This window comes from Rhodopseudomonas sp. WA056 (genome assembly GCF_010906995.1).
GTDB lineage: Bacteria > Pseudomonadota > Alphaproteobacteria > Rhizobiales > Xanthobacteraceae > Rhodopseudomonas > Rhodopseudomonas palustris_G.
Genome location: NZ_QPFS01000013.1, coordinates 34,238 through 59,143 on the forward strand (window position 1 = coordinate 34,238; position 24,906 = coordinate 59,143).

The window sequence follows — 24,906 nt, forward strand, 5'->3', positions numbered from 1 at the left end:
TTCCGAAAGTCGTAGTTGTCCGTGATCTTCCGGATCGCGAAGTTCCTTGACATTGGAAGCCAAAGGACTATCCCCAGCGACGGGAAACCTCTCCCCACCGAGAGGCAGCTATCTGGAAGGATAGATGATGACTGCTACGAAGCCCGCATTGCGGCCCACGACGCCTAATTTCTCTTCCGGCCCCTGCGCCAAGCGCCCCGGCTGGTCTCCCGAAAATCTCAAGGACGCCCCGCTCGGCCGCTCGCATCGCGCGAAGGTCGGCAAGGCCAAGCTCAAGCTCGCGATCGACCTGACCCGCGAAGTCTTGGAAGTGCCGGCCGACTACAAGATCGGCATCGTTCCGGCGTCCGACACCGGCGCCGTCGAAATGGCGCTGTGGTCGCTGCTCGGGCCGCGCCCGGTCACCACGCTGGCCTGGGAATCGTTCGGCGACGGCTGGGTCGGCGACGTCACCAAGGAGCTGAAGCTCCCCAACGTCACCAAGCTCAAGGCTGGTTACGGCGAAATTCCCGACCTCACCAAGGTCGATTGCAACACCGACGTCGTCTTCACCTGGAACGGCACCACCTCGGGCGTCCGCGTCCCGAACGCCGACTGGATCAAGGCCGATCGTGAAGGTCTGACCATCTGCGACGCCACCTCGGCTGCGTTCGCGCAAGCCCTGGACTGGGCCAAGCTCGATGTCGTCACCTTCTCCTGGCAGAAGGCGCTCGGCGGCGAAGCCGCGCACGGCATGCTGATCCTCAGCCCGCGCGCCGTGGCCCGTCTCGAGAGCTACACCCCGACCTGGCCGATGCCGAAGATCTTCCGCCTCACCAAGGGCGGCAAGCTGATCGAGGGTATCTTCCAGGGCGAGACCATCAACACCCCGTCGATGCTGTGCGTCGAGGACTACATCGACGCGCTCGAGTGGGCGAAGTCGGTGGGCGGCCTCAAGGGTCTGATCGCCCGGGCCGACGCCAACACCAAGGTGCTGACCGACTGGCAGGCGAAGGCCAAGTGGGCCGACTTCCTGGCGGCCGATCCGGCGATCCGCTCCAACACCTCGGTCTGCCTCAAGGTGGTGGATCCCGCGATCACCGCGCTGTCTCCGGAAGCCCAGGCCGACTTCGCCAAGAAGCTGGTCGCGGTGGTCGAGAAGGAAGGCGCCGGCTACGATCTCGGCGCCTATCGCGATGCCCCGGCGGGCTTGCGGATCTGGTGCGGCGCCACGGTGGAAACCGCCGATGTCGCCACCCTGACGCAGTGGCTCGACTACGCGTTCGAGACCACCAAGGCCGGCCTCGCGCAAGCCGCTTGAGCCTTTCACCTCTCCCCGCTTGCGGGGAGAGGTCGACCCGGCGGAGCGCAGCGTAGCTGGGTCGGGTGAGGGGGCGCTTCCGCACATCGCGGATTCAGTAGCCCCTCACCCCAACCCTCTCCCCGCAAGAGCGGGGCGAGGGAGCGCGCCGCGACTCGTTGGACCGCTTCCCCTATTCAAGATTCATCAGGATCACATCCCATGACCGCTCCCAAAGTCCTCATTTCCGACGCGCTGTCGGAAGCCGCCGTGCAGATCTTCAAGGATCGCGGCATCGACGTCGATTTCCAGCCGAACCTCGGCAAGGACAAAGACAAGCTGGCCGAGATCATCGGCAATTACGACGGCCTCGCGATCCGCTCGGCCACCAAGGCGACCGCGAAGATCCTGGAGAAGGCCAACCGGCTCAAGGTGATCGGCCGCGCCGGCATCGGCGTCGACAACGTCGAGATTCCCGCGGCGACCGCCAAGGGCATCATCGTGATGAACACCCCGTTCGGCAATTCGATCACCACCGCCGAGCACGCCATCACCATGATGCTGTCGCTGGCGCGTGAGATCCCCGCCGCCGACGCCTCGACTCAGGCCGGCAAGTGGGAAAAGAACCGCTTCATGGGCGTCGAGATCACCGCCAAGACCCTCGGCGTGATCGGCTGCGGCAACATCGGCTCGATCGTCGCCGACCGCGCCCTCGGCCTGAAGATGAAGGTGATCGCGTTCGATCCGTTCCTGTCGCCGGAGCGCGCCAAGGACATCGGCGTCGAGAAGGTCGAGCTCGAGGACATCTTCAAGCGCGCCGACTTCATCACGCTGCACACCCCGCTCACCGACAAGACCAAGAACATCATCGACGCGGCTGCGATCGCCAAGATGAAGAAGGGCGTCCGCATCATCAATTGCGCCCGCGGCGGTCTGGTCGACGAGAATGCCCTCGCCGAAGCCCTGAAGTCCGGTCAGGTCGCCGGTGCGGCGTTCGACGTGTTCTCCGAAGAGCCGGCCACCAAGAACGTGCTGTTCGGTCTGCCCAACGTGATCTGCACCCCGCATCTCGGCGCCTCGACCACCGAAGCGCAGGAGAACGTCGCGCTGCAGGTCGCCGAGCAGATGAGCGACTATCTGCTGACCGGCGCGATCACCAACGCGATCAACTTCCCGTCGATCACCGCCGAAGAAGCGCCGAAGCTGAAGCCGTTCATCGAGCTGGCCGAGAAACTCGGCTCGTTCGCCGGCCAGCTCACCGAGACCGGCATCACCAAGGTTACCATCACCTATGAGGGCCAGGTCGCCGAGATGAAGATCAAGGCGCTGACCTCGGCGGTGCTGTCGGGCCTGCTGCGGCCGATGCTGGGCGACATCAACGTCGTCTCGGCGCCGGTGATCGCCAAGGAGCGCGGCATGGTGGTGGACGAAGTCGTCCGCGCCGCCGAGAGCGACTACGAAAGCCTGATCACCCTGACCGTCACCACCGAGCGGCAGGAGCGTTCGGTGTCCGGCACGGTCTATGCCGACGGCAAGCCGCGCCTGGTCGACATCAAGGGCATCCGCGTCGACGCCGAGTTCGGCGCCTCGATGATCTACGTCACCAACGAGGACAAGCCGGGCTTCATCGGCAAGTTCGCCAGCCTGCTCGGCGACGCCAAGGTCAATATCGCGACCTTCAACCTCGGCCGCCACAGCCAGGGCGGCGACGCCATCGCGCTGGTCGAAATCGACGGCCCGGCCCCGGCGGAGGTGCTCGAGAAGGTTCAGGCGCTGCCGCCGGTCAAGCAGGTCAAGGCCCTGACCTTCTGATCATCAAATATCACCCGGCGGAATTCCGGCAGGCTTGCTGCCGGGAGGCGCCGGGGCGATGAGCGCTTTCGAGCGATTGAACCCTCCCCCTCCGGGGGAGGGTTTTGATTTTCGGCGCCCCCCCGGCAAGTACACGATTTCGGTAATTGCGTGCACTGCGGTAATAGTCCGGGAACACTTTCCTCGTAGTTGTACTGGCGCATGGTTCTCGCATGCGGTGTTACCTCCCGGGGAGACTGTTCGTGAAATTCAGCAATCTTCGTATCACGCCTAAGCTCGGCCTCCTGGTCGCTGGTACCCTAATCGGCCTGTGCCTGGCCGGTATCCTCGCCGGCGTGATGATGCAGCGCGAGATGCACAATGCGCGGTTCGAGCAGGTCAAGGCGGTCACCGAAATGGGCCGCAATCTCGCGGTCGGCCTGCAGAAGAAGGTCGATGCCGGCGAGCTGACCAAGGAGGCCGCCCAGGCCCAGTTCGCCAGCGCCGCCGCGATGGCGACCTACGACAACGGCCAGGGCTATCTGTTCGCCTACACCATGGACGGCGTGACCATCGCCACCCCGGACAAGAAGGCGATCGGGACCAACCGGATGAACACCCCGACCGGCGACCGTTACCTGGTGCGCGAGCTGCGCGACGGCGTCGCCGCCAAAGGCGACGTCACGCTGTACTACGACTTCCGCCGCCCCGGCACCGAGGAGAACGTCCGCAAGGTGTCGTACGGTCTGGCGATCCCCGGCTGGAACATGTTCGTCGGCACCGGCGCCTATCTGGACGACATCGATGCCAAGCTGAAGCCGATCTTCTGGACTCTCGGCGGCGCGATCTTCGCGATCGCGATCGTCGCCGGTCTGTTCGCCGTGATGATCGCCCGCAGCATCACCCGCCCGCTCGGTCGGCTCGGCGCCCGGATGGCCTCGCTCGCCGACGGCCAGTTGGAGCAGCCGATTCCCGGCATCGAGCGCGGCGACGAAGTCGGCGAGATGGCCAAGACCGTGCAGGTGTTCAAGGACAACGCGCTGCGCATCCGCGACCTCGAACGGGCCGAGGAGGCCGTCAAGGAGCGCGCCGAAGCCGAACGCCGCGCTGCGATGGAGCGGCTCGCCGACGAGTTCGAACACAGCGTCAACGGCGTGGTGCAGTCGGTCGCCACCGCCACCGCCGGCATGCAGCAGACCGCGCAGTCGATGACCGCGACCGCCACCGACGCCAGCGCCCGCGCCGCGACGGTGTCGTCGGCGTCGGCCAACGCCTCCAACAATGTCGGCACGGTGGCGTCCGCCGCCGAAGAGCTGTCGGCATCGGTGACCGAGATTTCGCGCCAGGTCGAACAGTCCCGCGAGATCGCCGGCAAGGCGGTCGACGACGCCGCGCTCACCAACCAGACCGTCAAGCTGCTGGCGACCGGTGCCGAGAAGATCGGCGAGGTGGTGCAACTGATCCACTCGATCGCGTCGCAGACCAATCTCTTGGCGCTCAACGCCACCATCGAAGCCGCCCGCGCCGGCGAATCCGGCCGCGGCTTCGCGGTGGTGGCCAGCGAAGTGAAGGCGCTGGCCAGCCAGACCGCCAAGGCGACCGAGGAGATCTCGGCGCAGGTCGCGGCGATGCAATCCTCCACCAACGATGCGGTGCAGTCGATCGGCGGCATCACCGCGACGATTGCGCAAATGAGCGAGATCACCATGGCGATCTCGACCGCGGTGGAGCAGCAGGGCGCCGCAACCCGCGAGATCGCCCGCAACATCCAGTCGGTGGCGGCCGGTTCGAGCGAGATCAGCACGCATATCGGCGGTGTCACCGAAGCGGCGACCGCCACCGGCTCGGCTGCCGGCCAGGTGCTGGCGAATGCCCGTGAACTCGACGCCCAGTCCGGCGAGCTGCGCCGTGCGGTCGACGACTTCCTCGGCAAGGTCCGCGCCGCCTGAGCCGCCGGCCGCTTCGGCTGATCACATAGCCCCGGGCAGATCCGACGGTCTGCCCGGGGCTATGCGTTTGTATCTGTGAAGAGCGCGCTCATCGACCGAGCGCCTTCGGAGCGCGGCGCTCATTCCAACAAGCAGGCCGGCGTCCGACCCTCGGGTTCCTACTGGGGAACTTATAAACTGATTGGAGACTCTGTGGCCGTAACACTCCCTGCACATCGTTCTGAATGCGCGGGAGTCCTTTGCTGTGAAGTTCACCAATCTGCGGATCACGCCGAAGCTCGGGATCCTGGTCGCCGTCGCAATGCTCGGCCTCCTGGCGTCCGGTCTGTTCGCCGCGTCGATGCTGCAGCGGGAAATGCGCAACGAGCGGTTCGAGCAGACCAAGGCGCTGGTCGAGACCGCGCTGAACATGGCGATCGGGCTGCAGAAGCAGGTTGCGGCCGGCAAGCTCACCAAGGAGCAGGCGATCGCCGAGTTCCAGCAGCGCAGTCAGAACATGACCTACGACGGTGCCAACGGTTACTTCTTCGCCTATAAGATGGACGGCACCACCGTGCTGATGGCCGATCCGAAGATGATCGGCACCAACCGTATCGACGTCGAGACCGCCGGTCGCAAGATCGTCCGTGAGCTGCGCGACGGCGTCGCCGCCAAGGGCGACGTGACGCTGATCTACGAATTCATGAAGCCGGGCAGCACCGAACTGCTGCGCAAAATCTCCTACGCGGCCGCGATTCCCGGTTGGGATATGTTCGTCGGCACCGGCGTGTATTTGCAGGACATCAACGCCAAGCTGCAGCCGATCCTGACCTGGCTCGGTATCGTCACTGTCGGCATCGGCGTGGTCTGTGCCCTGGTCGCCTGGCTGATCAGCCGCAGCATCACCCAGCCGCTCGGCGCGCTCGGCACCCGGATGACGGCGCTGGCGGACGGCCAGCTCGACGCGCCGATCCCGGGCGTCGATCGCCGCGACGAAATCGGCGAGATGGCCAAGACCGTGCAGGTGTTCAAGGACAACGCGATCCGCATCCGCGGCCTCGAGCAGCAGGAGCAGGAAGCGCAGCGCCGCGCCGCGGCCGAGCGCAGCGCACTGATGCAGAGCATTGCCGACGATTTCGAGCGCAGCCTTCATGGCGTGGTACGCAACGTCGCTGACGCCACCCGGCAGATGCAAACGACCGCACAGTCGATGACCTCGACCGCGGCGGACGCCTCGACGCGTGCGGCGGCGGTCGGTGCCGCGTCCGATTCCGCATCCGAAATGGTCGGCACCGTGGCATCGGCCTCCGAGCAGCTCTCGAGTTCGGTGCAAGAAATCTCCCGTCAGGTCGATCAGTCGCGCTCGGTCGCCGGCAAGGCCGTGAGCGATGCCGAACAGACCAACGAGACGGTGATGCAGCTCTCGGTCGGCGCCGAGAAGATCGGCGAGGTGGTGCAGCTCATCCATTCGATCGCGTCGCAGACCAATCTGCTGGCTCTCAACGCCACTATCGAGGCGGCGCGGGCCGGCGAGTCCGGCCGCGGCTTCGCGGTGGTGGCGAGCGAGGTGAAGGCGCTGGCGAGCCAGACCGCGAAAGCGACCGAAGAGATTTCCGCGCAGGTCGCGGCGATGCAGTCCTCGACCGCGAGCGCGGTGGAGTCGATCGGGGGCATTACCGCGACGATCGGCGAGATCAACAAGATCACCGTGGCGATTGCGACGGCGGTCGAGCAGCAGGGCGCTGCAACCCAGGAGATCGCGCGAAACATCCAGTCGGTGGCGGCCGGCTCCAGCGAGATCAGCGAACATATCGGCGGCGTCAGTTCAGCCGCTCAGGCGACCGGTGACGCGGCTTCAGACGTGCTGTCGCATGCCCGGGCGCTCGACAGCCAGTCGGGTGCGCTGCAATCGGCAGTCGACGACTTCCTGCGCAAGATCCGCGCCGCCTGATCGTGCGGCGGGCTTGAACCTTTTGGCCTCCAGCGCCGACAATTCTCTGCTGGGGGGGATGCGTGAAGGACGAGAGGCAGCGCATGCCCATGATGTTGCAAGGCACCGTCGCTTTCGAACCTGAATTCGTCGGCAATCTGGCGTGGCTGACGCGCGCGCTGATCGCCCGCGACATCGATCCGGACGGGGTCAGCATCGCCAAGGATCTGGCCGGCGCAGGCGCGATGCCGCGCGCAGCAAGCCTGCGCTACGTCTACACGGTCTCGACCGGCGATGGTGATTTCGTCGTGATCGAAACCTCTGATGCGCTGTTTCTCGAACAGTTTCTGGGCCGCCTCGAATCCGCCGACGACACCCCGCCGGCGCTGCCGCCGAAAGGCGTGTTCGCGCGGCTGACGCGCTGGATGTCGCCGCCGGCCTGAGGGCGACTGGCGCTGCTCCGAGTGCCGAAGCGGCGCCTCCCATCGCAAAAGTCATTCCGGGGCGCTCGCGTTAGCGAGCGAACCCGGAATCTGGAGATGTTGAAGTAACGCTTCGGATCATCACCGCGAGGTTCCGGGTTCACGCGCTGATGCGCGTGCCCCGGAACGACGCAGTGGTTATGTCGGCTGTGACGCTTACTTCGCCTTGAGGAAGTCGGCGACTTCGAGCAGGATAAACTCGTTGTCGTCGGCCTTGTTCGGTTCGCGGCTGGTCGAGAACGGCAGGTTGTTGTCGTTGCCGACGATGATGTGGCGGTCGTCGACCTTGTCGACGTTCTCGATCGTGAAGAACGGGAACGCCAGTACGCCGTCGGTCAGCGGCTTCTTCGCCTTCTTGTCCGGATCGCGGATCTTCATCAGGTCGATGAAGCCGATCTTCTTCACCGGCTTGCCGGCGTTCGCCTCGGTCAGCTCGATCTTGTAGACCCGCTTGAACTTGGCGAGATCGGCGAAGCAGTCGGTGCCCGGCTTGCCTTCGGGGCAGGCCTTGTCCTTGGTGCCTTCGCCGTTATCACGCTCGATGACGAGGCCGTGGCTGTCGTCGATCATGTTGAAGTCGCCGATCGCGTTGCCGTTCTGCTCGAACACGTAGCTCCAGGAGCGGCCGGTGAACTTCTTCTGCGCGACGTCGAATTCGAGGATCCGCGCGGCTTCCTTGCCGTCGACCTTCTCCCAGTCCTTCTTGTCGGCGTCCCACAGCGGGCCTTCGAGCAGGCCGTACAGGTACTTGCCGTCCTTGGAGGCGGCGAAGCCTTCATAGCCCTTGGAGCGCTTCAGGTTGACGGCGGCGTTGTAGCTGGCGCCGGGCGCGCCGGGCGACTGCACCGACCAATGATCCGGCGACTTCACCGGCTTGCCGTCCGCGGTGGTCTCGTACACGCCGAGCACCTTGCCGGCCATGTCGGCCTCGATCAAATGCGGGCCGAATTCCTCGCCGATCCAGATGCGGTCGCCGATGATCTGAAAGCCCTCGGGGTCGAAGTCGGCACCGGTCAGGTAGCGCTTGTCGGTGTTCTCGTGAACGATCCGGAACGGCACCTTCTTGTCGGGATCGTGCAGGAACACGGTGGCGACGCGGTCGACCTTGCCGCCGGCCCAGTCGATCTTGAGATGGCTGAGAAACAGCATGGTGTCGGCCGAATTGTAGCGCGAGCCGAAGCCGTTGTCGGTCAGCACCCAGAAGCTGCCGTCATCCATCTTCTTGATGCCGGAGTGGCCCTGCAGCGGTTGGCCCTTGAACGGCAGCGACACGCCGGTCGGTCGGCCGTTGGACTTGCCCTCGATGCTGCCGAGCGCTTCGATGCGCTTGCCGGTGGTGTACTTGCCCGACGTCTTCAGATCGTCCGGGGCGTCCTGCGGCGCGTCGATGAACGACGCCGCCGGCAGCATCGCGTGACCGGCGAGGGTCGCGGGGAATTCGCCTTCGGATTGCGCCAGCGCGGCGGACGTCGCCAGCGCAAAGACCGCGACCGAACCGAGCAGTAGTTTTCGCATGAAACAGCCTCCTGTGATGGAAAGCGGTCTTGTGGCCGCGCGAGGTCACAGTGGCCTGACGGATCGATGAAGCAGCGATGACTGTCGGGGATTTGCGAGCGGGTCGACGCCGCGGCTTTGACAGTCGAGGGGCGTGAGCCTATTTAGAAGCGTTCTAAATTGAAAAGCAGTGCGATGAAGGCGTTTTCCGAGCTGACCGAACGCGAAATCCTGGCGGTGGCGATTGCCAGCGAGGAGGAGGACAGCCGGATCTATCTCGCCTTCGCCGAGGATCTGGCCGAGCGTTATCCGGATTCGGCGCGGGTGTTCACCGAGATGGCCCAGCAGGAAAAGGGCCACCGCCACATGCTGCTGCGGATGTACGAGGAGCGGTTCGGTCCCAACCTGCCGCCGATCCGCCGCCAGGACGTCAAGGGCTTCATCCGCCGCCGCCCGATCTGGCTGACTCGCAACCTGCCGCTCGATCGCATCCGCAAAGAGGCCGAGACGATGGAGTTCGAGGCGCAGCGCTTCTACGAGCGCGCCGCCGAACGCGCCACCGACGTCCACATCCGCAAGCTGCTCACCGATCTCGCCGAGTTCGAAAAGCGCCACGAGCAGCGCGCGGTGCAGCTCACCGACAAGATTCTCACCCCCGATGCCCGCAGCGCCGAGGACCACGCGGCGCGGCGGATGTTCGTGCTGCAATATGTTCAGCCCGGTCTGGCCGGCCTGATGGACGGCTCGGTGTCGACGCTGGCGCCGCTGTTCGCCGCCGCCTTCGCCACCCACCAGAACTGGCCGACCTTCCTGGTCGGTCTTGCCGCCTCGATCGGCGCCGGGATCTCGATGGGGTTCGCCGAAGCGCTGTCCGACGACGGCTCGATGACCGGTCGCGGCTCGCCCTGGCTGCGCGGCAGCATCTGCGGATTGATGACCACGCTCGGCGGCCTCGGCCACACGCTGCCGTATCTCGTCCCCGATAGCTGGGCCAACGCGTTCTGGATCGCGACCGGCATCGCCGCGCTGGTGGTGTTCGTCGAATTGTGGGTGATCGCCTACGTCCGCGCCCGCTACATGGACACGCCGTTCCTGCACGCGGTGTTCCAGATCGTGCTGGGCGGCGTCATCGTGCTCGGCGTCGGCATCCTGATCGGCGGCGCGTAGTCGAGCTGCTACCTGCGGTCTTGGACCTAAGTCGTGGTCTGAACCCCGGCTTTCCTCGTAGCCGCACGAGGCGTTTGCTTAAGCAATTCCAAACAGCCGGCGATCAGTCTGAGGCTCTCCCAGGAGTTCCTCATGTCGTTCTCGTTCAAGTCCATCCGCAAAATTCAGGTCAAGATCGCATTGGTCGCCGGCCTCTGCCTGACCGGCGCCAGCCTGATCCTGATCGGCTACAGCGTGCTGTCGGCGCAAAGCACCCATCGCTACGTTGCCGCCGAAGTGATGAAGCTGGTCGATCAGCAGACCAAGGAAAGCCTGCTCAATCGTGCCAATTCCGAAGCCGCGGTGATCAAGGCCGAACTCGACCTCGGACTCGATTCCGCGCGGAACATGGCGCACGCGTTCGAAGTGCTGGCCGATCCCAACAACGCCGGCACCACCGACGGCAACCGCCGGCTTCAGCTCAACGCGGTGCTCAAGAACACGCTGGAGCAGAACCCGGGCTTCAACGGCACTTACTCGGCCTGGGAGCCGAACGCTCTCGACGGCAACGACGTCGCGTTCAAGGGCCGCCAGACCATGGGGTCGGACAACACCGGCCGCTTCCTTCCCTACTGGACCCGCAGCGCCAGCGGCTCGATCGCGCTGCAGCCGCTGGTCGAATACGACAGCCAGGAACGGCATCCGAACGGTCTGGTGAAGGGCGCCTGGTTCATCAATCCGAAGGCGACCGGCAAGGAGAACATCCTCGGGCCGCTGCCCTACATCGTGCAAGGCAAGGCGGTGTTCCTGGCCACCATGTCGGTGCCGATCAAGATCGACGGCAAGTTCGTCGGCGTTGCCGGCGCCGACTACAATCTCGACTTCGTGCAGAAGCTCGCCGCCCAGGCCAACCGCTCGCTGTTCGGCGGCAAGGGCAAGGTCGCGATCCTCAATGACACCGGCCTGATCGTCGCCAACAGCGCCAATCCGGAATCGATCGGCAAGGCGGCGTCGAACGCCGATCCGCGCTGGTCGGAGAGCCAGGCGATCGTCAAGGACGGCAAGGGAGTGGTGCTCGACGATCCGAAGTGGGAGAACGTCGAGATCTACTCGCCGATCTCCGTGGGGCGCACCGGGACGCCGTGGTCGGTGCTGATCTCGGTGCCGCGCAGCGTGGTGCTGGCCTCGGCCCATGAACTCGACACCGCGCTGAACGACCGCGCCAACTCGGCGATGTTCTGGCAGCTCGGCACTGGCATCCTGGTGGTGGTGCTCGCCATCACGGTGATCGCTTTCGCGGCCCGCAGCATCGCCCGGCCGATCGGCGACTGCGCCACTTTCGCCGACGGCATCGCCAAGGGCGAGCTCGACCAGAAGCTGGCGATCGAACAGGCCGACGAGGTCGGCGTGCTCGCATCCTCGCTGCGCACCATGCAGGGCGAGCTCAAGCGCAGTATCGCGCAGCGTGCGGAGGATCAGGCCAGCGCCGATCTGGCGCGCCGGCGCGACATGAACGACATGGCCGACAAGTTCGAATCCGCGGTCGGCAAGATCGTCGAAACGGTGTCGTCCGCTTCGACCGAACTCGAAGTCTCGGCCGGCAAACTGACGTCCACCGCCGAACGTTCGCAGCAATTGACCTCGATGGTCGCCTCGGCGTCCGAAGAGGCCTCGTCGAACGTGCAGTCCGTCGCCACCGCCACCGAGGAGATGTCGGCGTCGGTCGACGAGATCAGCCGGCAGGTGCAGGAGTCGTCGCGGATCGCGTCCGAAGCCGTGCATCAGGCCCAGACCACCAACGATCGGGTCGGCGAGCTCGCCAGGGCCGCGACGCGGATCGGCGACGTGGTCGAGCTGATCAACACCATCGCCGGCCAGACCAACCTGTTGGCGCTGAACGCCACGATCGAGGCGGCGCGCGCCGGCGAGGCCGGCCGCGGCTTCGCCGTGGTGGCCGCCGAGGTCAAGCAGCTCGCCGAACAGACGGCCAAGGCCACCGGCGAGATCAGCGCCCAGATCAGCGGCATCCAGTCGGCCACCGGCGAGTCGGTGACGGCGATCAAGGAGATCACCGACACCATCGGGCACATCTCGGAGATCGCCGCCTCGATCGCCTCGGCGGTCGAGCAGCAGGGCGCCGCCACACGGGAGATTTCGCGCAACATCCAGCAGGCTTCGCGCGGCACCAACCAGGTCACCGGCAACATCTCCGACGTGCAACGCGGCGCCAGCGAGACCGGTAGTGCGTCGGCGCAGGTGCTGGCGGCGGCGCAATCGCTCGCCGGCGACAGCAATCTGCTCCGACGCGAAGTCGCCCGCTTCCTCGACACGATCCGCGCCGCCTGACCTGGCTGTCGTCAGTCGCGGTAGCGACCCCGGCGCCGCCGTCTCGCACGGCGGCGCCGCCGTATTTTGAGGGTGTAAGTAACAAGCGACAGGGCCTTCGTCTTTCGTCGCTGAGGACTCATACGTAGCCCGCGATTAACGAAGATTGATACGCGCACAGGTAGTATCGATCCGCCGCGATTGGCGTGATGCCCGGCGTTCAACGGCGAACCCCACCATCGAAATCGGACCCTGAGATTTCCCGCGGCCTGTTCCATGTCCGGAACAGGCGCGTGTCGCCGTCGCTCGTTTGAAATGCGCCAACCAGGAGCCAGCGATGTCTCTCAAGATCCGTGTATTGCTGCCGTTGATCGTTCTCGCGCTGGCGGCCACCGCCATAACGCTCGCCGGTTTCGAAGCCCGCGACGCGGTCGTCCGCCGCCACCAGTCCGAAGCCTTCGTCGAGGTCAATCGCATCTCGCAATTGTTGTTGAAGAGCGCCGGCCGTTGGGCTCTGGAGCGTGGCCTCAGCAACGCGGCGCTCAACGGACCGGAGCCCGCGGACCCGGAGCGCCGCGCCGACATCGCCAAGGCGCGGCATTCCGGCGACACCGCCTTTGTGGAAGCGCTGCGGCTGATCGGCGAGGTGCCGCAGATGAAGGCCGGTGCCGTTGCGATCGCCGAGGCTCAGCGCACGCAGCAGGACCATGTCGCCCTGCGCCGGCGTGTGGATGAGGCGATCGCCAAGCCGGCGTCCGCACGCGATCCGGCGGTGGTGAGCGGAACCTTCGGCATCATCACCCGCGCCATTGATGCGGCCGGCACGTCGCTGCGCAGCACGCTGGAGACGCTGACCGATCCGCCGTCGGTGGCGCTGGCGCAGATGATCCGGCTCCGGCACCTGGCGGCGATAATGGCCGAGAATGCCGGGCGCGAGCGCGCCTATCTTGGTGCCAAAATCAGCGCGCGGTCCAAGTTCACGGCCGCGGAGATCGGTGAGATCTCTGCGTTCCGCGGACAGATCGATCTGGCCTGGCCGATGATCGCCGCATTGAAGCAGCGCAGCGACGCCCCGGCCGGGGTGATCGACGCGATCCGGGGCGTCGAAACTGATTACTTCGGAACCTATGTGCAGGTTCGCAGCAGCGTGCTCGCTGCCGGCGACAGCGGCGCCTATCCGCTCGGCGGCAGCGACTACATCGCGCGCGCCACCGACGGCGTCGAGACCATCCTCAAGCTCGCCGGCGCGATCGGCCGGGCGGCCGATGCCGAAGCTGCCGCGGATTCCGCCCGCAGCAGTTCGCGGCTGATCCAGGCGCTGGCCGCGCTCGGCGCCGCCGGCGCACTGGTGGTGATCAGCTTGTGGATCACCTTCCGCCGCGTGCTGCGCCCGCTCGCCGAACTCGGCGGCGCGCTGCACAAGCTGGCGCAGGGGCAGCTCGATCTGACCCTGCCGGGGCTCGACCGCAAGGACGAGATCGGCGACATGGCGAAGGCGATCGAGGATCTCAAGGTCCACGCCGCAGCCAAGGCCCGGGAGGAGGCCGATGCCCGCATCCGCCAGGACGCGATCGTCGCTGCGCAGCGCCGCGCCGACATGCACAAGCTCGCCGACGATTTCGAAGGTGCGATCGGCGAGATCATCGAGGCGGTGTCGTCCGCCGCGACGGAGCTGGAAGCCTCCGCCGGGACGCTGAACGCCAATGCCGAGCGCGCCCAGCATCTCACCGTCACGGTCGCCGGCGCGTCGGAAGAAGCCTCCACCAACGTCCAGTCGGTGGCGTCCGCTTCAGAAGAGATGACCGCGTCGGTCGAAGAGATCAGCCGCCAGGTGCAGGCCTCCGCGAAGATCGCCTCCGACGCGGTGGAGCAGGCGGCTTATACGAACCATCGGGTCGAAGAATTATCACAGGCCGCGGCGCGGATCGGCGACGTCGTCGAACTGATCAACACCATCGCGCAGCAGACCAACCTACTGGCGCTCAACGCCACGATCGAGGCGGCGCGGGCCGGCGAGGCGGGCCGCGGCTTCGCCGTAGTGGCCGCCGAAGTGAAGGCGCTGGCCGAGCAGACCTCGAAGGCGACCGGCGAGATCGGTCAGCAGATCGCCAGCATCCAGTCGGCGACGCACGAGTCGGTCGAAGCCATCAAGGGAATCGGCGGCACCATCGAGAAGATGTCGGAGATCGCCTCGACCATCGCCTCGGCGGTGGAAGAGCAGGGCGCGGCGACGCGGGAGATTTCGCGCAACATCCAGCAGGCGGCCGAAGGCACCCACGCGGTGTCGTCGAACATCGTCGAAGTCGAGCACGGCGCCAGCGGCACCGGCGCTGCGGCCGGCGAGGTGCTGCATGCCGCGCAGTCGCTCGCCGGCGAGAGCAACCGGCTCAAGCTGGAAGTCGGCAAGCTGCTGCACACGGTGCGCGCGGCCTGACGGCTGCGCGTTTCGTCACCGGCGGGCGGCGATGAACACGCCGGCCACCACCATGGCGTAGCCGGCGAGGTGGAACAGCTCCGGCTTTTCGCCGAGCAGCACGATCGCCATCACCGAGCCGAACACCGGCATCAGATGCAGAAACGGCGCCGAGCGGTTCGGCCCGATCAGCGCCACGCCGCGGTTGAAGCACAGATACGCCAGCATCGACGGGAAGATCACCACATAGGCGAGGGTGACGGCCGTCAGCCAGTCGGCGCTCGGCCGCACGCCGCTGGCGTATTCCCAGGCCGCGAACGGCAGCAGCAGCAGCGCGCCGCCGCCGGTGGTCACCACGATCAGCGACAACGGATGCGTCGCCGGCCGCTTCGGCATCAGGGCCGAATACAGCCCGAACGCGCACAGCGCGCCGGCCACCATCAGGTCGCCGCGGTTGAGTTCGATCGCGGTCAGCGCCGCGAAGTCGCCGCGCAGGATGATGGTCAGCACGCCGAGCAGCGACAGCGCGATGCCGGCCGCCTGCATCCAGGTCAGCCGCACGCCGAACAGCAAGAGCGACCACAGCGCCACGAACAGCGGCCCGGAGGATTGCATCAGCAGCGCGTTGAGCGCCTGGGTGTATTGCAGTCCCCAATACGACAACGCGTTGTTGATCGCGAAGCCGGTCGCCGACAGCACGATCATCAGCTTCCAATGCGCCCGCAGCTTGCGCCAATCGTGCCGCAGATGCGGCCAGGCGAACGGCAGCAGCAGCACCATCGCGCCGACCCAGCGCGCGCAGCTCAGCGTCACCGGCGGCACGTGGCCGGCGACCGCGCGGCCGAGCACGATGTTGCCGGCCCAGAACAGCGAGGTCAGGCTGAGCAGCAGATAGGGCTGGTGGGCGAGCCAGCCGAAAGTGGAGCGGGACCAGGCGATCAAATCGAGAGCCGGCGCGAGGGAACCATTTCGGCTTTGGTGCCTCAATTCACGTCGGCGCAAAAGAGGCGCGCGGCGGATTGCTGGCATGCGCGGTGGAGCTTTGCGCCCCGAAGTGAGTTCCATGCGCTGCGGGGGTGCGAGCGTTGCTGCGGCGCGGCCTGCCGCGGCAGAGAATCGGCTACCACGTCGCCGGCGATCTGCGCATGCTGGCGTTGGAGATCGAACGGGGCGGACATGAAGATCGACGAACTGAACATCGAAGGGTTGACGGCGCTGGAGCGCGACGATCCCGGGCCGGTGGTGATGGTGAACCTGATGCGGTTTCACGAGCAGTCCGCCGACGGCGAGGGCACCGGCTGGGACGCCTATCTGCGCTACAGTTCGCAGAAGGTGGCGCTGATCAAGACCCACGGCGGCATGCTGCTGTGGAACGGCAACGCCAAGGGCCTGGCGCTCGGCGGCGGCGACCGGGCGGCCTGGGACTACGTTTCGCTGGTCTACTATCCCTCGGTCGAAGCCTTCGTGACGATGATGCAGTCCCCGGACTATCTCAGCCAGTGCGAGCCGCATCGCCGCAACGCCTGCGCCGACCATCTGATCATCTGCACCCGCGAAGCCTTCAGCAAGTTTCACATTCCCGCCAAGTGAGCCAGGAGAGACGGGCGTCCGCTCAGCTCGCTTTCGGCTTGCGCGCCGCGACGATGACGCCGGTCAGCACCAGGGCGTAGCCGACCGCGTGGTAGAGATGCGGCTGTTCGCCGAGAAACACGATCGCCATCGCCGAGCCGAACACCGGAATCAGATGGAAGAACGGCGCCGAACGGTTGGCGCCGATCAGCCGGACGCCGCGGTTGTAACAGAGATAGGCCAGGATCGATGGAAACACCGCGACATACAGCAGCGCGCCGACATTGGACCAGTCGAACGCCGGGAGCGGCCTGGTGGTCAGCTCCCAGATTTGAAGCGGGATCAGGAACAGCGCGCCGCAGCCGAAGGTGAAGGAGAGAAACGACAGCGCGTGCATCTGCGGGCGCTTCTGCGTCAGCGCGGTGTACAGCCCGAAGGTGGCGAGCGCCCCGATGAACAAAAGGTCGCCGAGGTTGAGTTCGATCGCGGCGAGTTCGGCGATATTGCCGTGCAGGATGATCACCACGACGCCGATCATCGAGGCGGCGATGCCGAGCGCCTGCGTCGCGGTCAGCCGCGCGCGCAGCACGATCAGTGCCCACAGCGCCACGAACAGCGGCGCGGTGGATTGCAGCAGCAGTACGTTGAGCGCCGTGGTGTATTGCAGGGCGGTGTATTGCAGGGTGTTGAAGGTCGAGATGCCGATGATCGACACCGTCACCATCAGCGGCAGATGGCGGCGGATCACCTTCCAGTCGGCGATCAGGTGCCGCCAGGCGAACGGCGCGACGATCATGAACGCGACGGCCCAGCGCAGGAACGACAGCGTCACCGGCGGAAAATGTCCGGCGACGGCGCGGCCGACAATGGCATTGCCGGCCCAGAACAGCGAGGTCAGGCTGAGCAGCAGATAGGGCTGGTCGGAGATCCAGCCGAAGCGGTGCGTTTCGGCAGGGGGCGTCGTGGTGGTCATCGGTCGGCTCGGTGGTTGAGGGCGGCGCACGCCACGCCGTGTCCGCACGAGCCGAACGCCGCCTCCCTTTGAGTTTGCGACAGCAATACGTGTTTTCGCGCCGATCACAAGCCGGCTGCACGCATTGCGCGCATGCGGGGGCGATTGGATGGCGCCTCAATCCGCCGCGATCGGGCGGGCCACGGCGCCGAGCGCGGTGACGGCGGCGTTCGGATCGAGTTCGATCTGTAGGCCGCGTTGGCCGCCATTCAGATACACCGTAGTCTCGGCGAGCGCGGCTTCGTCGATCGCCACCGGCACGCGTTTCTTCTGGCCGAACGGCGAGATGCCGCCGACATGATAGCCGGTCAGCCGCTCGGCATCGGCCGGCTTCATCATCTTGGCACTCTTGCCGCCGAGCGCGGCCGCCAGCTTCTTCATGCTGACTTCCTTGTCCGAGGCGATCACCGCGCACACCGGTTTGCCGTCGAGTTCGGCCATCAGCGTCTTCAGCATCCGCTTCGGCTCGACGCCCACTGCTGCCGCAGCCGCCAGCCCGATCGCCTCGGCGTTCGGGTCATAGTCGTAGCTGTGCAGCTTGAACGCGACGCCGAGCTTGTCGAGCATCTGGGTGGCGCGGGTGGATTTCGACATGGTGAGGACTCGGGGGAGTTAGCAGGACAGCGCGGAGAGGCCTCGCGCGCCGCGCGCACATTGTCACTGCACGCAAGCCGACGCAATGCAACGCCATCATGTCTCCTCACGCCGTCATTCCGGGGCGCTCGCGCCAGCGAGCGAACCCGGAATCTCGCGGCCATGGAGCACCGCGGGTCGGCCAGCACCTCCGGATTCCGGGTTCGCGCTGACGCGCGCCCCGGAATGACGGGTGTGTGGTGAAGACGCGCGCGGCTGCTGTTACTTCGTGCTGGCCACTAGCCGTCATTCCGGGGCACGCGCGTCAGCGCGTGAACCCGGAATCTCGCGGCTATGGAGCACCGCGGGTCGGCCAGCACCTCCGGATTCTAGGCTCGCTCGCTGGCCGCGAGCGCCCCGGAATGACGAGCGTGTGGTGACGACGCGCGCCGCGGCGAAAGCCTGTTACTCCGCATCCCATTTCGGCGAGAACGCCGGGGTGACGAAGCGCTGGTTCTTCGGCAGTTTGGCGATCACCGCCTTGTCGTCGAAGTCGAGCTTGATCTTCAGCGCGCCGAGATTGCTGCGCTGGCTGGCTTCGCTGCGCGCCTTCGGGATCGCCATCACGCCGTCCTGCTCCAGCAGCCAGGCCAGCGCCACCTGCGCCGCGGTGGCGCCGTGCTTGTCGGCGATCTGCTGCAATTCCGGATAGGACGCCAGCCGGCCCTGCGCCAGCGGCGCGTAGGCGGTGAGCGGAATGTGTTTGCTCTGCAGATAGGGCAGCAGCTTGGTCTGGCCGAGCAGCACGTGATACTCGACCTGGTTGCAGGCGATCGGCGCGCCGATCTCGTCCACCGCCTGCTTCATCAGCGCCACCGGGAAGTTGCAGACGCCGATCGCGCGGGCGCCGCCTTCGTCCTTGATCTTCAGCAGCGTCTCCAGCGCGGCGCCGAGATTCATCTCCGGTGCCGGCCAGTGGATCAGATAGAAGTCGACATAGTCGGTCTTCAGCTTGCGCAGGCTCTGGTCGAACGCCTTGCGGATCGCGTCGGGCGCGAGATTGGTCCACCACACCTTGGTGGTGAGATGGATCTGGTCGCGCGGCACGTCGGTGTCTTCCAGCGCGTCACCGACGAAATCCTCGTTGGCGTACATCTCGGCGGTGTCGATGTGGCGATAGCCGAGGCCGAGCGCGGTCAGCACCGCATCGTGGCAGTCCTTGCCCTGCAGCTTGAAAGTGCCGAGCCCGAGCTTGGGCACGTCGAGTCCCTGGGTCTTGATGCCGTCCATGTCGTCTCCTGGAGCGTCTTGGCGTGAATGCGACTCCAGCCCGCTTGAAGAACCGCGTCAAATCCCAAGGTGCGCCGAGCCGGTCCTGATTTGATCGGACGGCGCGACCGGTCGGCCTCGTCACCCGGAGGAAAGGCGCCCGGCGCCGGAGATAAGGTCAACGCATCGTGAATGCGAATGCCCGACATCTGCATTGGATTTTACCAATCAGAAGTGGTTGTGAAATACGATCCGCCACAACTGATGGGGGTAGTTGTTCCAGGAGCCGGTCGTCGGTTGTCGAGCCCGAGTCCCTGGGCGGCTCGTCGGTCCGTCGGTTCGAGGATTTCAAAGCAAGACGATTGGCCGCGACGACGTTGTCGCGGCGCCAAGAATTGCACGGAGCCGAGCGTGACCTATGGCGACCGCAAAGACCCGCGCGTGAAGTTCGAAGCCGCGCTCGATTCGGTGATGATCGGCGTCGATGGCACCTGGCATCGCGAATGCGCCATTGCCGACATCTCCCAGACCGGCGCGAAGCTGATTCTGAAGACCTCGATGGCCGGGCTCAACCTGCGCGAATTCTTCCTGGTGCTGACGCCGAACGGCAAGGCGTATCGGCGCTGCGAGCTGGTCCGGGTGGAGGGCGATACCATCGGGGTACGCTTCATCGCCGTCCACAAAGGTGCCAGACGGGCACCAGGTTTGCGGGCACACGTTTGAAGTCGTAGCGGTATCTTGTCCTGGGTCAGGGACGGCCGCTGCGCCGCAGCGTGCCGGGTGCTGCCCTCATCCCAGACGGCGGCGGATTTCAGAGGGGATACAATGTGTTGCAGTGGCGTAGCGTGGGCCTTTCGCTTGCGTCGTAGGCCGGCTTCCGATATCCGGTGCCGTGCCTCGCGTGCGAGCGGCCGCGGTCGCGATTGCCAGGGCGCGCGAGCCCGATCGGTCATCGTCGCCACCGGCGCGCCGCGATCGTGCTTCATCCGGTAGAGTGGCAGGGGAACCTTCTCGAAATGGCCAATGTCGTCGTGGTCGGCGCCCAGTGGGGCGACGAAGGCAAGGGAAAGATCGTCGATTGGCTCTCCGAGCAGGCGGACATCGTCGCCCGCTTCCAGGGCGGCCACAATGCCGGCCACACGCTGGTGATCAACGGCGAGACCTACAAGCTGGCGCTGCTGCCGTCGGGCGTGCTGCGGCCGTCGAAGCTCGGCGTGATCGGCAACGGCGTGGTGTTCGATCCGCAGGCGTTTCTCGACGAGGTCAAGAAGCTGCAGGGTCAGGGCGTTTCGATCTCGCCGGACAATCTGCGCATCGCCGAGAACGTCACGCTGATTCTGCCGCTGCACCGCGAGCTCGATTCGTTGCGCGAAAACGCCGCCAAGGCCGGTGCGATCGGCACCACCCAGCGCGGCATCGGCCCGGCCTATGAGGACAAGGTCGGTCGCCGCGCGATCCGGCTGATGGACCTCGCCGATCCGGACACGCTGCCGCAAAAGATCGACCGCCTGCTGGCGCACCACAACGCGCTGCGCCGCGGCTTCAATCTGCCGGAATTCGACGGCGCCGCGATCCTGAAAGACCTGATGGCGATGGCGCCGCAGCTTCTGCCTTACGCCGAGACGGTGTGGCGGCTGCTCGACATCAAGCGCCGCGAGGGCAAGCGTATCCTGTTCGAGGGCGCACAGGGCGCGCTGCTCGACGTCGACCACGGCACCTATCCTTACGTCACCTCGTCCAACACGGTGGCGGCGCAGGCGGCGACCGGCACCGGCATGGGCCCGGGTGCGGTCGGCTATGTGCTCGGCATCTGCAAGGCCTACACCACCCGCGTCGGCGCCGGCCCGTTCCCGACCGAGCTCCTCAACGAGATCGGCGAGGAGATCGGCCGCCGCGGCAAGGAGTTCGGCGTCAACACCGGGCGCAAGCGGCGCTGCGGCTGGTTCGACGCGGTGCTGGTGCGGCAGACGGTGCGGACCTGCGGCATCCATGGTCTGGCGCTGACCAAGCTCGACATTCTCGACGGCTTCGACAGCGTCGAGGTCTGTGTCGGCTATCGTCTCGACGGCAAGGAGATCGACCATCTGCCGGCCGGCGAGGGCGCCCAGGCCCGGGTCGAGCCGATCTACGAGACCATCGAAGGCTGGAAGGAGCCGACCGCGGGCGCCCGTTCGTGGGCCGAGCTGCCGGCGCAGGCGATCAAATACGTCCGCCGCATCGAGGAACTGGTCGGCTGTCCGGTGGCTTTGTTGTCCACCAGCCCGGAGCGCGAAGATACAATTCTGGTGCAGAATCCGTTCGAGGCTTAATAAGGTGTTACCGAAAGACATCGTAAATTGAGTCGAGATGGCTGATTACTATCCGCTGATCGCACGCGCTATTTCGAGCCTGGACCCGAGTGCTCCGGGCGAGCAGCGGCGTGCGATCTACGAACGCGCGCGTGCGGCGCTGATCGCCCAGTTGCGCGGCGTGCAGCCTCCGCTGACCGAATCGGAAATCACCCGCGAGCGTCTGGCGCTCGAAGAGGCGGTGCGCAAGGTCGAGTCCGAAGCCGCGCAGCGCGCCCGCGATGCCGCCCGCGCCGAGTTGAAGGGCCGCGGCCGTCCCGGCGATGCGCCGCGCCCGGGCGATGCGCTGCGTGCCTCCAGCCGGCCGCTCGGCCGTCCCGGTGATCCGCCGCCGCAGGTCAATCGCGGCGCCGCGCCGAATTCGATGCCGGAGCCGGAGTTGCCGTCGTCGGTGCGCCCGCGTGCGCCGGACGATGAGCCGATTTCGGAAGAGCCCGCCGAGCAGCGTCCGTCGCGCACCCTCCGGGTCGATCCGCCGCCGATTCCGCCGGAGCCGCCGCTGTCCGGCCGTGCTCCCGCCACGCCGCCGCGCCGCGGTGCGCCGCCGAACCAGCCGCCGCCGCCGGCCAATTCGCCCGGCCTGCGCGGCTTCCGCGACGTCACTGCCGATCTCGACGGCCTCGGCAACGCAGCGGCTCAGGCCAATCGAGCGGCGCGGAAGACCTACGCCAACGTCGCGCCGTCGCCGGAATTCGATCGGCTCGAGCCGACGATGGAGAACCGCTCCGATCCGGACGCGCCCTACGCCTACGACGAATCGATCGACGAAGCCGCGCGCTATGCGCCGCCGCCGGCCGGGATGCGGCCGCCGGCCGAGCCCAAGCGCAAGCCGGCCCGCGCGCCATGGAAATTCCCGGTCCGCAGTGCGCTGGTGATCGGTGTAGTGGCGATGCTGATCGGTGCCGGTCTGGTCTGGGGACCGGGCGTGGTGTCGAGTCTGATGTCGCTGATGCGCTCGCCCTCGACCCAGACCGCGGCGCCCGCCACCCCGGCGCCGTCGACCGAGCGGCCGAAGATCACCGATCGGGTCGGCCAGCCGTCGACCGAGCAGGCCGCGCCGGTGGCGCAGCGTGTGGTGCTGTACGACGAGGATCCGAACGATCCGAAGGGCAAGCAGTATGTCGGCTCGGTGGTGTGGAAGACCGAGCAGGTCAAGGGCGCCAGCGCCAAGGGCGGCGGCGACATCGCGGTGCGCGCCGACATCGAGGTGCCGGAGCGGCAGTTCAAGATGACGATGTCGTTCCGCCGCAATACCGACACGTCGCTGCCTGCCAGCCACACGGCGGAATTGACCTTCATCCTGCCGGCCGATTTCCAGGGCGGCGGGGTGTCCAACGTGCCGGGCATCCTGATGAAGTCCAACGAGCAGTCGCGCGGCACGCCGCTCGCCGGCCTCGCCGTCAAGGTCACCGACGGCTTCTTCCTGGTCGGCCTCAGCAACGTCGAAGCCGATCGCTCGCGCAACCTGCAACTCCTCAAGGAGCGCTCCTGGTTCGACGTGCCGATCGTCTATGGCAACGGCCGTCGCGCCATCATCGCGATCGAAAAAGGCGGCCCCGGCGAACGCGCCTTCAACGACGCGTTCAAGGCGTGGGGCGAGTAGTTAGCAAGGGTAGGGCGCCCGCGCCTTTTTGCGCGGGGCCTGCGTGCTTCCATTCCTTCAAGTTGCGGTTCGACCTACAGAGTCATTCCGGGGCGCTCGCGTTAGCGAGCGAACCCGGAAATCTTGAGGTCGCATCGCGCGGCGCTGGCCGCGCGCCCGCTGCATCTTCCTTCGCTACAATCTCCAGATTCCGGGTCTGCGTGCTCTCGCACGCATCCCGGAATGACGGCGGGTGGAGAGGGGCGCGCGTGGCGTTCGTTCACTGCTCGGGCTTCTCCCCGAGACATTCCGGGGCGCTCGCGTTGGCGACCGAACCCGGAATCTCGACGCCGGCAAATAACAACGCCCGTCATCGCCCGCGCAGGCGGGCGACCCAGTATTCCAGAGCGTCCGTGCCAATCACCAGCTCTCTGGGATATTGGATCCCCGCTTGCGCGGGGATGACGTCAGAAGCGAGCGTCGCCCAGAATGGACAGCTTCGCGCGGCACGCAGAACACTGCGAGATTCCGGGGCTGCGTGCTCTCGCACGCATCCCGGAACGACGGCGGGTGGGTAGGAGAACGTGCGTGGCTTCGAGATGCCACGCATCCCCCGAATCAAAACGCGCCGCGGAGGCCGCGGCGCGTGGGGGATGAAGCGTGACGAGTGGATTACGGCGCGCCGCTCGCGCCGGCGCGGACGGCGTCGTCGACCAGCGCGTGCGCGTCGGTGATGCCGCGTGCCGCGTTCTGCACGATGATTTGCGCCATCATCGCCTTGGTAGCCGGGGTTCGGTGCTCCGCCGCGATCTGCTCGACCGCGATATCGAGCACTTCGCGCAGCGTCGCGACGTATTCGGGATCGAATTTCGGCGGTTCGTTGGCAGTCATCGTCGTCTCCTTCAGTTACGGCGCGCACCATGCCGAGCCAATGCGGCTCAAGTGCGGAGCGCAGATGAAGTTGCAGTGACGCGGGCGGATTTCGCAGTCCGTTACGGCGAATTCATGAATCGCGAAAACCCTTGCGGGACAATAACAAACGCCGTTCCACAAGGCGCCTCGAATGGCTCCAGTTTAGGTCGAATCCAAAACCGCAGGACGGCTCCGCGCGCACCCGCTTCGTGCAGCGACAATGCGGCGACAAAACAAAACGCCTGCCGGAGCCCCCGCACGAGGGGCGCCGACAGGCGTCTTGTCAGCTTCGTTGAAGTAAGAAGCTTACTTCTTGGCGGCCGGAGCGGCCGGCGCCGGCGCAGCAGCGGCCGGGGCGGCGACGGTGGCGCCGTTCCAGTACTTCGGGAACCAGGTGGTGTTGTTGATCAGCGCCAGATGCACCAGGATCGCGATCACGGTGACGCTGCCGAGCAGCAGCGGCAGGCCGACGCCCGGGTTCACGACGGTCCAAATACGACCTTGATTCATGTTCGATACTCCTTAGTGCAGCCAGGGCGTATAAACATACGCCAGGAAATGCGCGACGATGGCGATCGCACCGAAGATGCGCGTGCCGTCGATCACATGCTTGTGGAGCTCTTCCGACTCCGCGATCGTCAGACCGGTCGGCCAGACCTTGTTCGGATCGTCTGCCATTGTAAAAAACCTCCTGAGAGACTTCGATCATTGCGTGCGGTTCGCACGCGTCAGTGCTGCTAGCAGCGCCCGGGGCGCCAGATCCGGTTGGGCTCGCGACCGCCGCTCGAGGCTGTCGCGCCACCTTCCGGACCCGTTCGGTCCCGGTTGAGACCTCCGTGTCCGTTCCACCAAT

General features: G+C 66.2%; 20 protein-coding genes. 12 read left to right on the plus strand and 8 right to left on the minus strand.

Features of this window, described 5'->3' with window-relative positions; all coding sequences use genetic code 11:
• Window positions 1-127 precede the first annotated feature (127 nt).
• The 5 genes from DU475_RS04840 (at window position 128) to DU475_RS04865 (ending at window position 7,371) form a co-directional block, all read left to right on the plus strand.
• Entirely contained in the window at window positions 128-1,300 is a 1,173-nt protein-coding gene (locus DU475_RS04840; RefSeq protein ID WP_164630968.1) for a phosphoserine transaminase, read from the plus strand.
• 201 nt (window positions 1,301-1,501) lie between these two features.
• On the plus strand, window positions 1,502-3,091 hold the full coding sequence (gene serA / locus DU475_RS04845) for a phosphoglycerate dehydrogenase (RefSeq protein WP_013504175.1): 1,590 nt from the start codon (window positions 1,502-1,504) through the stop codon (window positions 3,089-3,091).
• A 242-nt stretch (window positions 3,092-3,333) separates the two neighbouring features.
• Complete coding sequence (locus DU475_RS04850; protein WP_013504174.1) at window positions 3,334-5,019, plus strand: methyl-accepting chemotaxis protein; 1,686 nt, start codon at window positions 3,334-3,336, stop codon at window positions 5,017-5,019.
• A 244-nt stretch (window positions 5,020-5,263) separates the two neighbouring features.
• Entirely contained in the window at window positions 5,264-6,949 is a 1,686-nt protein-coding gene (locus DU475_RS24040; RefSeq protein WP_013504173.1) for a methyl-accepting chemotaxis protein, read from the plus strand.
• Between the two features lie 83 nt (window positions 6,950-7,032).
• Entirely contained in the window at window positions 7,033-7,371 is a 339-nt protein-coding gene (locus DU475_RS04865) for a hypothetical protein (RefSeq protein WP_164630970.1), read from the plus strand.
• Between the two features lie 195 nt (window positions 7,372-7,566).
• Here the strand turns inward: DU475_RS04865 and DU475_RS04870 are convergent, their stop codons facing one another.
• Window positions 7,567-8,925 (minus strand): esterase-like activity of phytase family protein, encoded by a 1,359-nt coding sequence (locus DU475_RS04870; RefSeq protein WP_164630972.1) that lies wholly within the window; start codon window positions 8,923-8,925, stop codon window positions 7,567-7,569.
• A 174-nt stretch (window positions 8,926-9,099) separates the two neighbouring features.
• Between DU475_RS04870 and mbfA the strand changes: the two genes are divergently transcribed.
• From mbfA to DU475_RS04885, 3 genes are all read left to right on the plus strand, one after another.
• A complete protein-coding gene (gene mbfA / locus DU475_RS04875) occupies window positions 9,100-10,071 on the plus strand; it encodes an iron exporter MbfA (RefSeq protein ID WP_013504170.1) in 972 nt (323 codons plus the stop codon).
• Between the two features lie 132 nt (window positions 10,072-10,203).
• Window positions 10,204-12,396: a methyl-accepting chemotaxis protein gene (locus DU475_RS04880; RefSeq protein WP_164630974.1), complete on the plus strand. Its 2,193-nt coding sequence runs from the start codon at window positions 10,204-10,206 to the stop codon at window positions 12,394-12,396.
• A gap of 316 nt (window positions 12,397-12,712) precedes the next feature.
• Window positions 12,713-14,809, plus strand: a complete 2,097-nt coding sequence (locus DU475_RS04885; protein WP_164630976.1) for a methyl-accepting chemotaxis protein — start codon at window positions 12,713-12,715, stop codon at window positions 14,807-14,809.
• A 15-nt stretch (window positions 14,810-14,824) separates the two neighbouring features.
• Here the strand turns inward: DU475_RS04885 and DU475_RS04890 are convergent, their stop codons facing one another.
• Window positions 14,825-15,730 (minus strand): DMT family transporter, encoded by a 906-nt coding sequence (locus DU475_RS04890; protein ID WP_164630978.1) that lies wholly within the window; start codon window positions 15,728-15,730, stop codon window positions 14,825-14,827.
• A gap of 234 nt (window positions 15,731-15,964) precedes the next feature.
• Between DU475_RS04890 and DU475_RS04895 the strand changes: the two genes are divergently transcribed.
• Complete coding sequence (locus tag DU475_RS04895; RefSeq protein WP_047308641.1) at window positions 15,965-16,378, plus strand: DUF1330 domain-containing protein; 414 nt, start codon at window positions 15,965-15,967, stop codon at window positions 16,376-16,378.
• A 22-nt stretch (window positions 16,379-16,400) separates the two neighbouring features.
• On the opposite strand, the gene DU475_RS04900 is transcribed toward DU475_RS04895, so the two are convergent.
• The 3 genes from DU475_RS04900 to DU475_RS04910 form a co-directional block, all read right to left on the minus strand.
• Window positions 16,401-17,330: a DMT family transporter gene (locus DU475_RS04900; RefSeq protein ID WP_013504165.1), complete on the minus strand. Its 930-nt coding sequence runs from the start codon at window positions 17,328-17,330 to the stop codon at window positions 16,401-16,403.
• A gap of 156 nt (window positions 17,331-17,486) precedes the next feature.
• Window positions 17,487-17,963, minus strand: coding sequence for a Cys-tRNA(Pro) deacylase (ybaK, locus tag DU475_RS04905; protein WP_164630980.1), 477 nt, complete (start codon window positions 17,961-17,963; stop codon window positions 17,487-17,489).
• A 444-nt stretch (window positions 17,964-18,407) separates the two neighbouring features.
• On the minus strand, window positions 18,408-19,232 hold the full coding sequence (locus tag DU475_RS04910) for an aldo/keto reductase (protein ID WP_164630982.1): 825 nt from the start codon (window positions 19,230-19,232) through the stop codon (window positions 18,408-18,410).
• Window positions 19,233-19,622: 390 nt separating this feature from the next.
• Between DU475_RS04910 and DU475_RS04915 the strand changes: the two genes are divergently transcribed.
• The 3 genes from DU475_RS04915 to DU475_RS04925 all read left to right on the plus strand — a co-directional run bounded on the left by DU475_RS04915 (window position 19,623) and on the right by DU475_RS04925 (window position 23,162).
• Window positions 19,623-19,934, plus strand: coding sequence for a PilZ domain-containing protein (locus DU475_RS04915; protein ID WP_013504162.1), 312 nt, complete (start codon window positions 19,623-19,625; stop codon window positions 19,932-19,934).
• Between the two features lie 293 nt (window positions 19,935-20,227).
• Window positions 20,228-21,520 carry an adenylosuccinate synthase gene (locus tag DU475_RS04920; protein ID WP_013504161.1) on the plus strand — a complete coding sequence of 431 codons (1,293 nt, stop codon included), beginning with the start codon at window positions 20,228-20,230 and terminating at the stop codon, window positions 21,518-21,520.
• A gap of 37 nt (window positions 21,521-21,557) precedes the next feature.
• The gene (locus DU475_RS04925) at window positions 21,558-23,162 is read left to right on the plus strand and encodes a hypothetical protein (RefSeq protein ID WP_164630984.1); all 1,605 of its coding nucleotides are present in this window, start codon (window positions 21,558-21,560) and stop codon (window positions 23,160-23,162) included.
• 651 nt (window positions 23,163-23,813) lie between these two features.
• Here the strand turns inward: DU475_RS04925 and DU475_RS04930 are convergent.
• From DU475_RS04930 to pufB, 3 genes are all read right to left on the minus strand, one after another.
• Window positions 23,814-24,032, minus strand: a complete 219-nt coding sequence (locus tag DU475_RS04930; protein ID WP_013504159.1) for a hypothetical protein — start codon at window positions 24,030-24,032, stop codon at window positions 23,814-23,816.
• Between the two features lie 327 nt (window positions 24,033-24,359).
• Window positions 24,360-24,563 carry a light-harvesting protein gene (locus tag DU475_RS04935; protein WP_164630986.1) on the minus strand — a complete coding sequence of 68 codons (204 nt, stop codon included), beginning with the start codon at window positions 24,561-24,563 and terminating at the stop codon, window positions 24,360-24,362.
• Window positions 24,564-24,575: 12 nt separating this feature from the next.
• A complete protein-coding gene (gene pufB, locus DU475_RS04940) occupies window positions 24,576-24,731 on the minus strand; it encodes a light-harvesting antenna LH1, beta subunit (protein WP_013503694.1) in 156 nt (51 codons plus the stop codon).
• Between the last annotated feature and the right edge of the window lie 175 nt (window positions 24,732-24,906).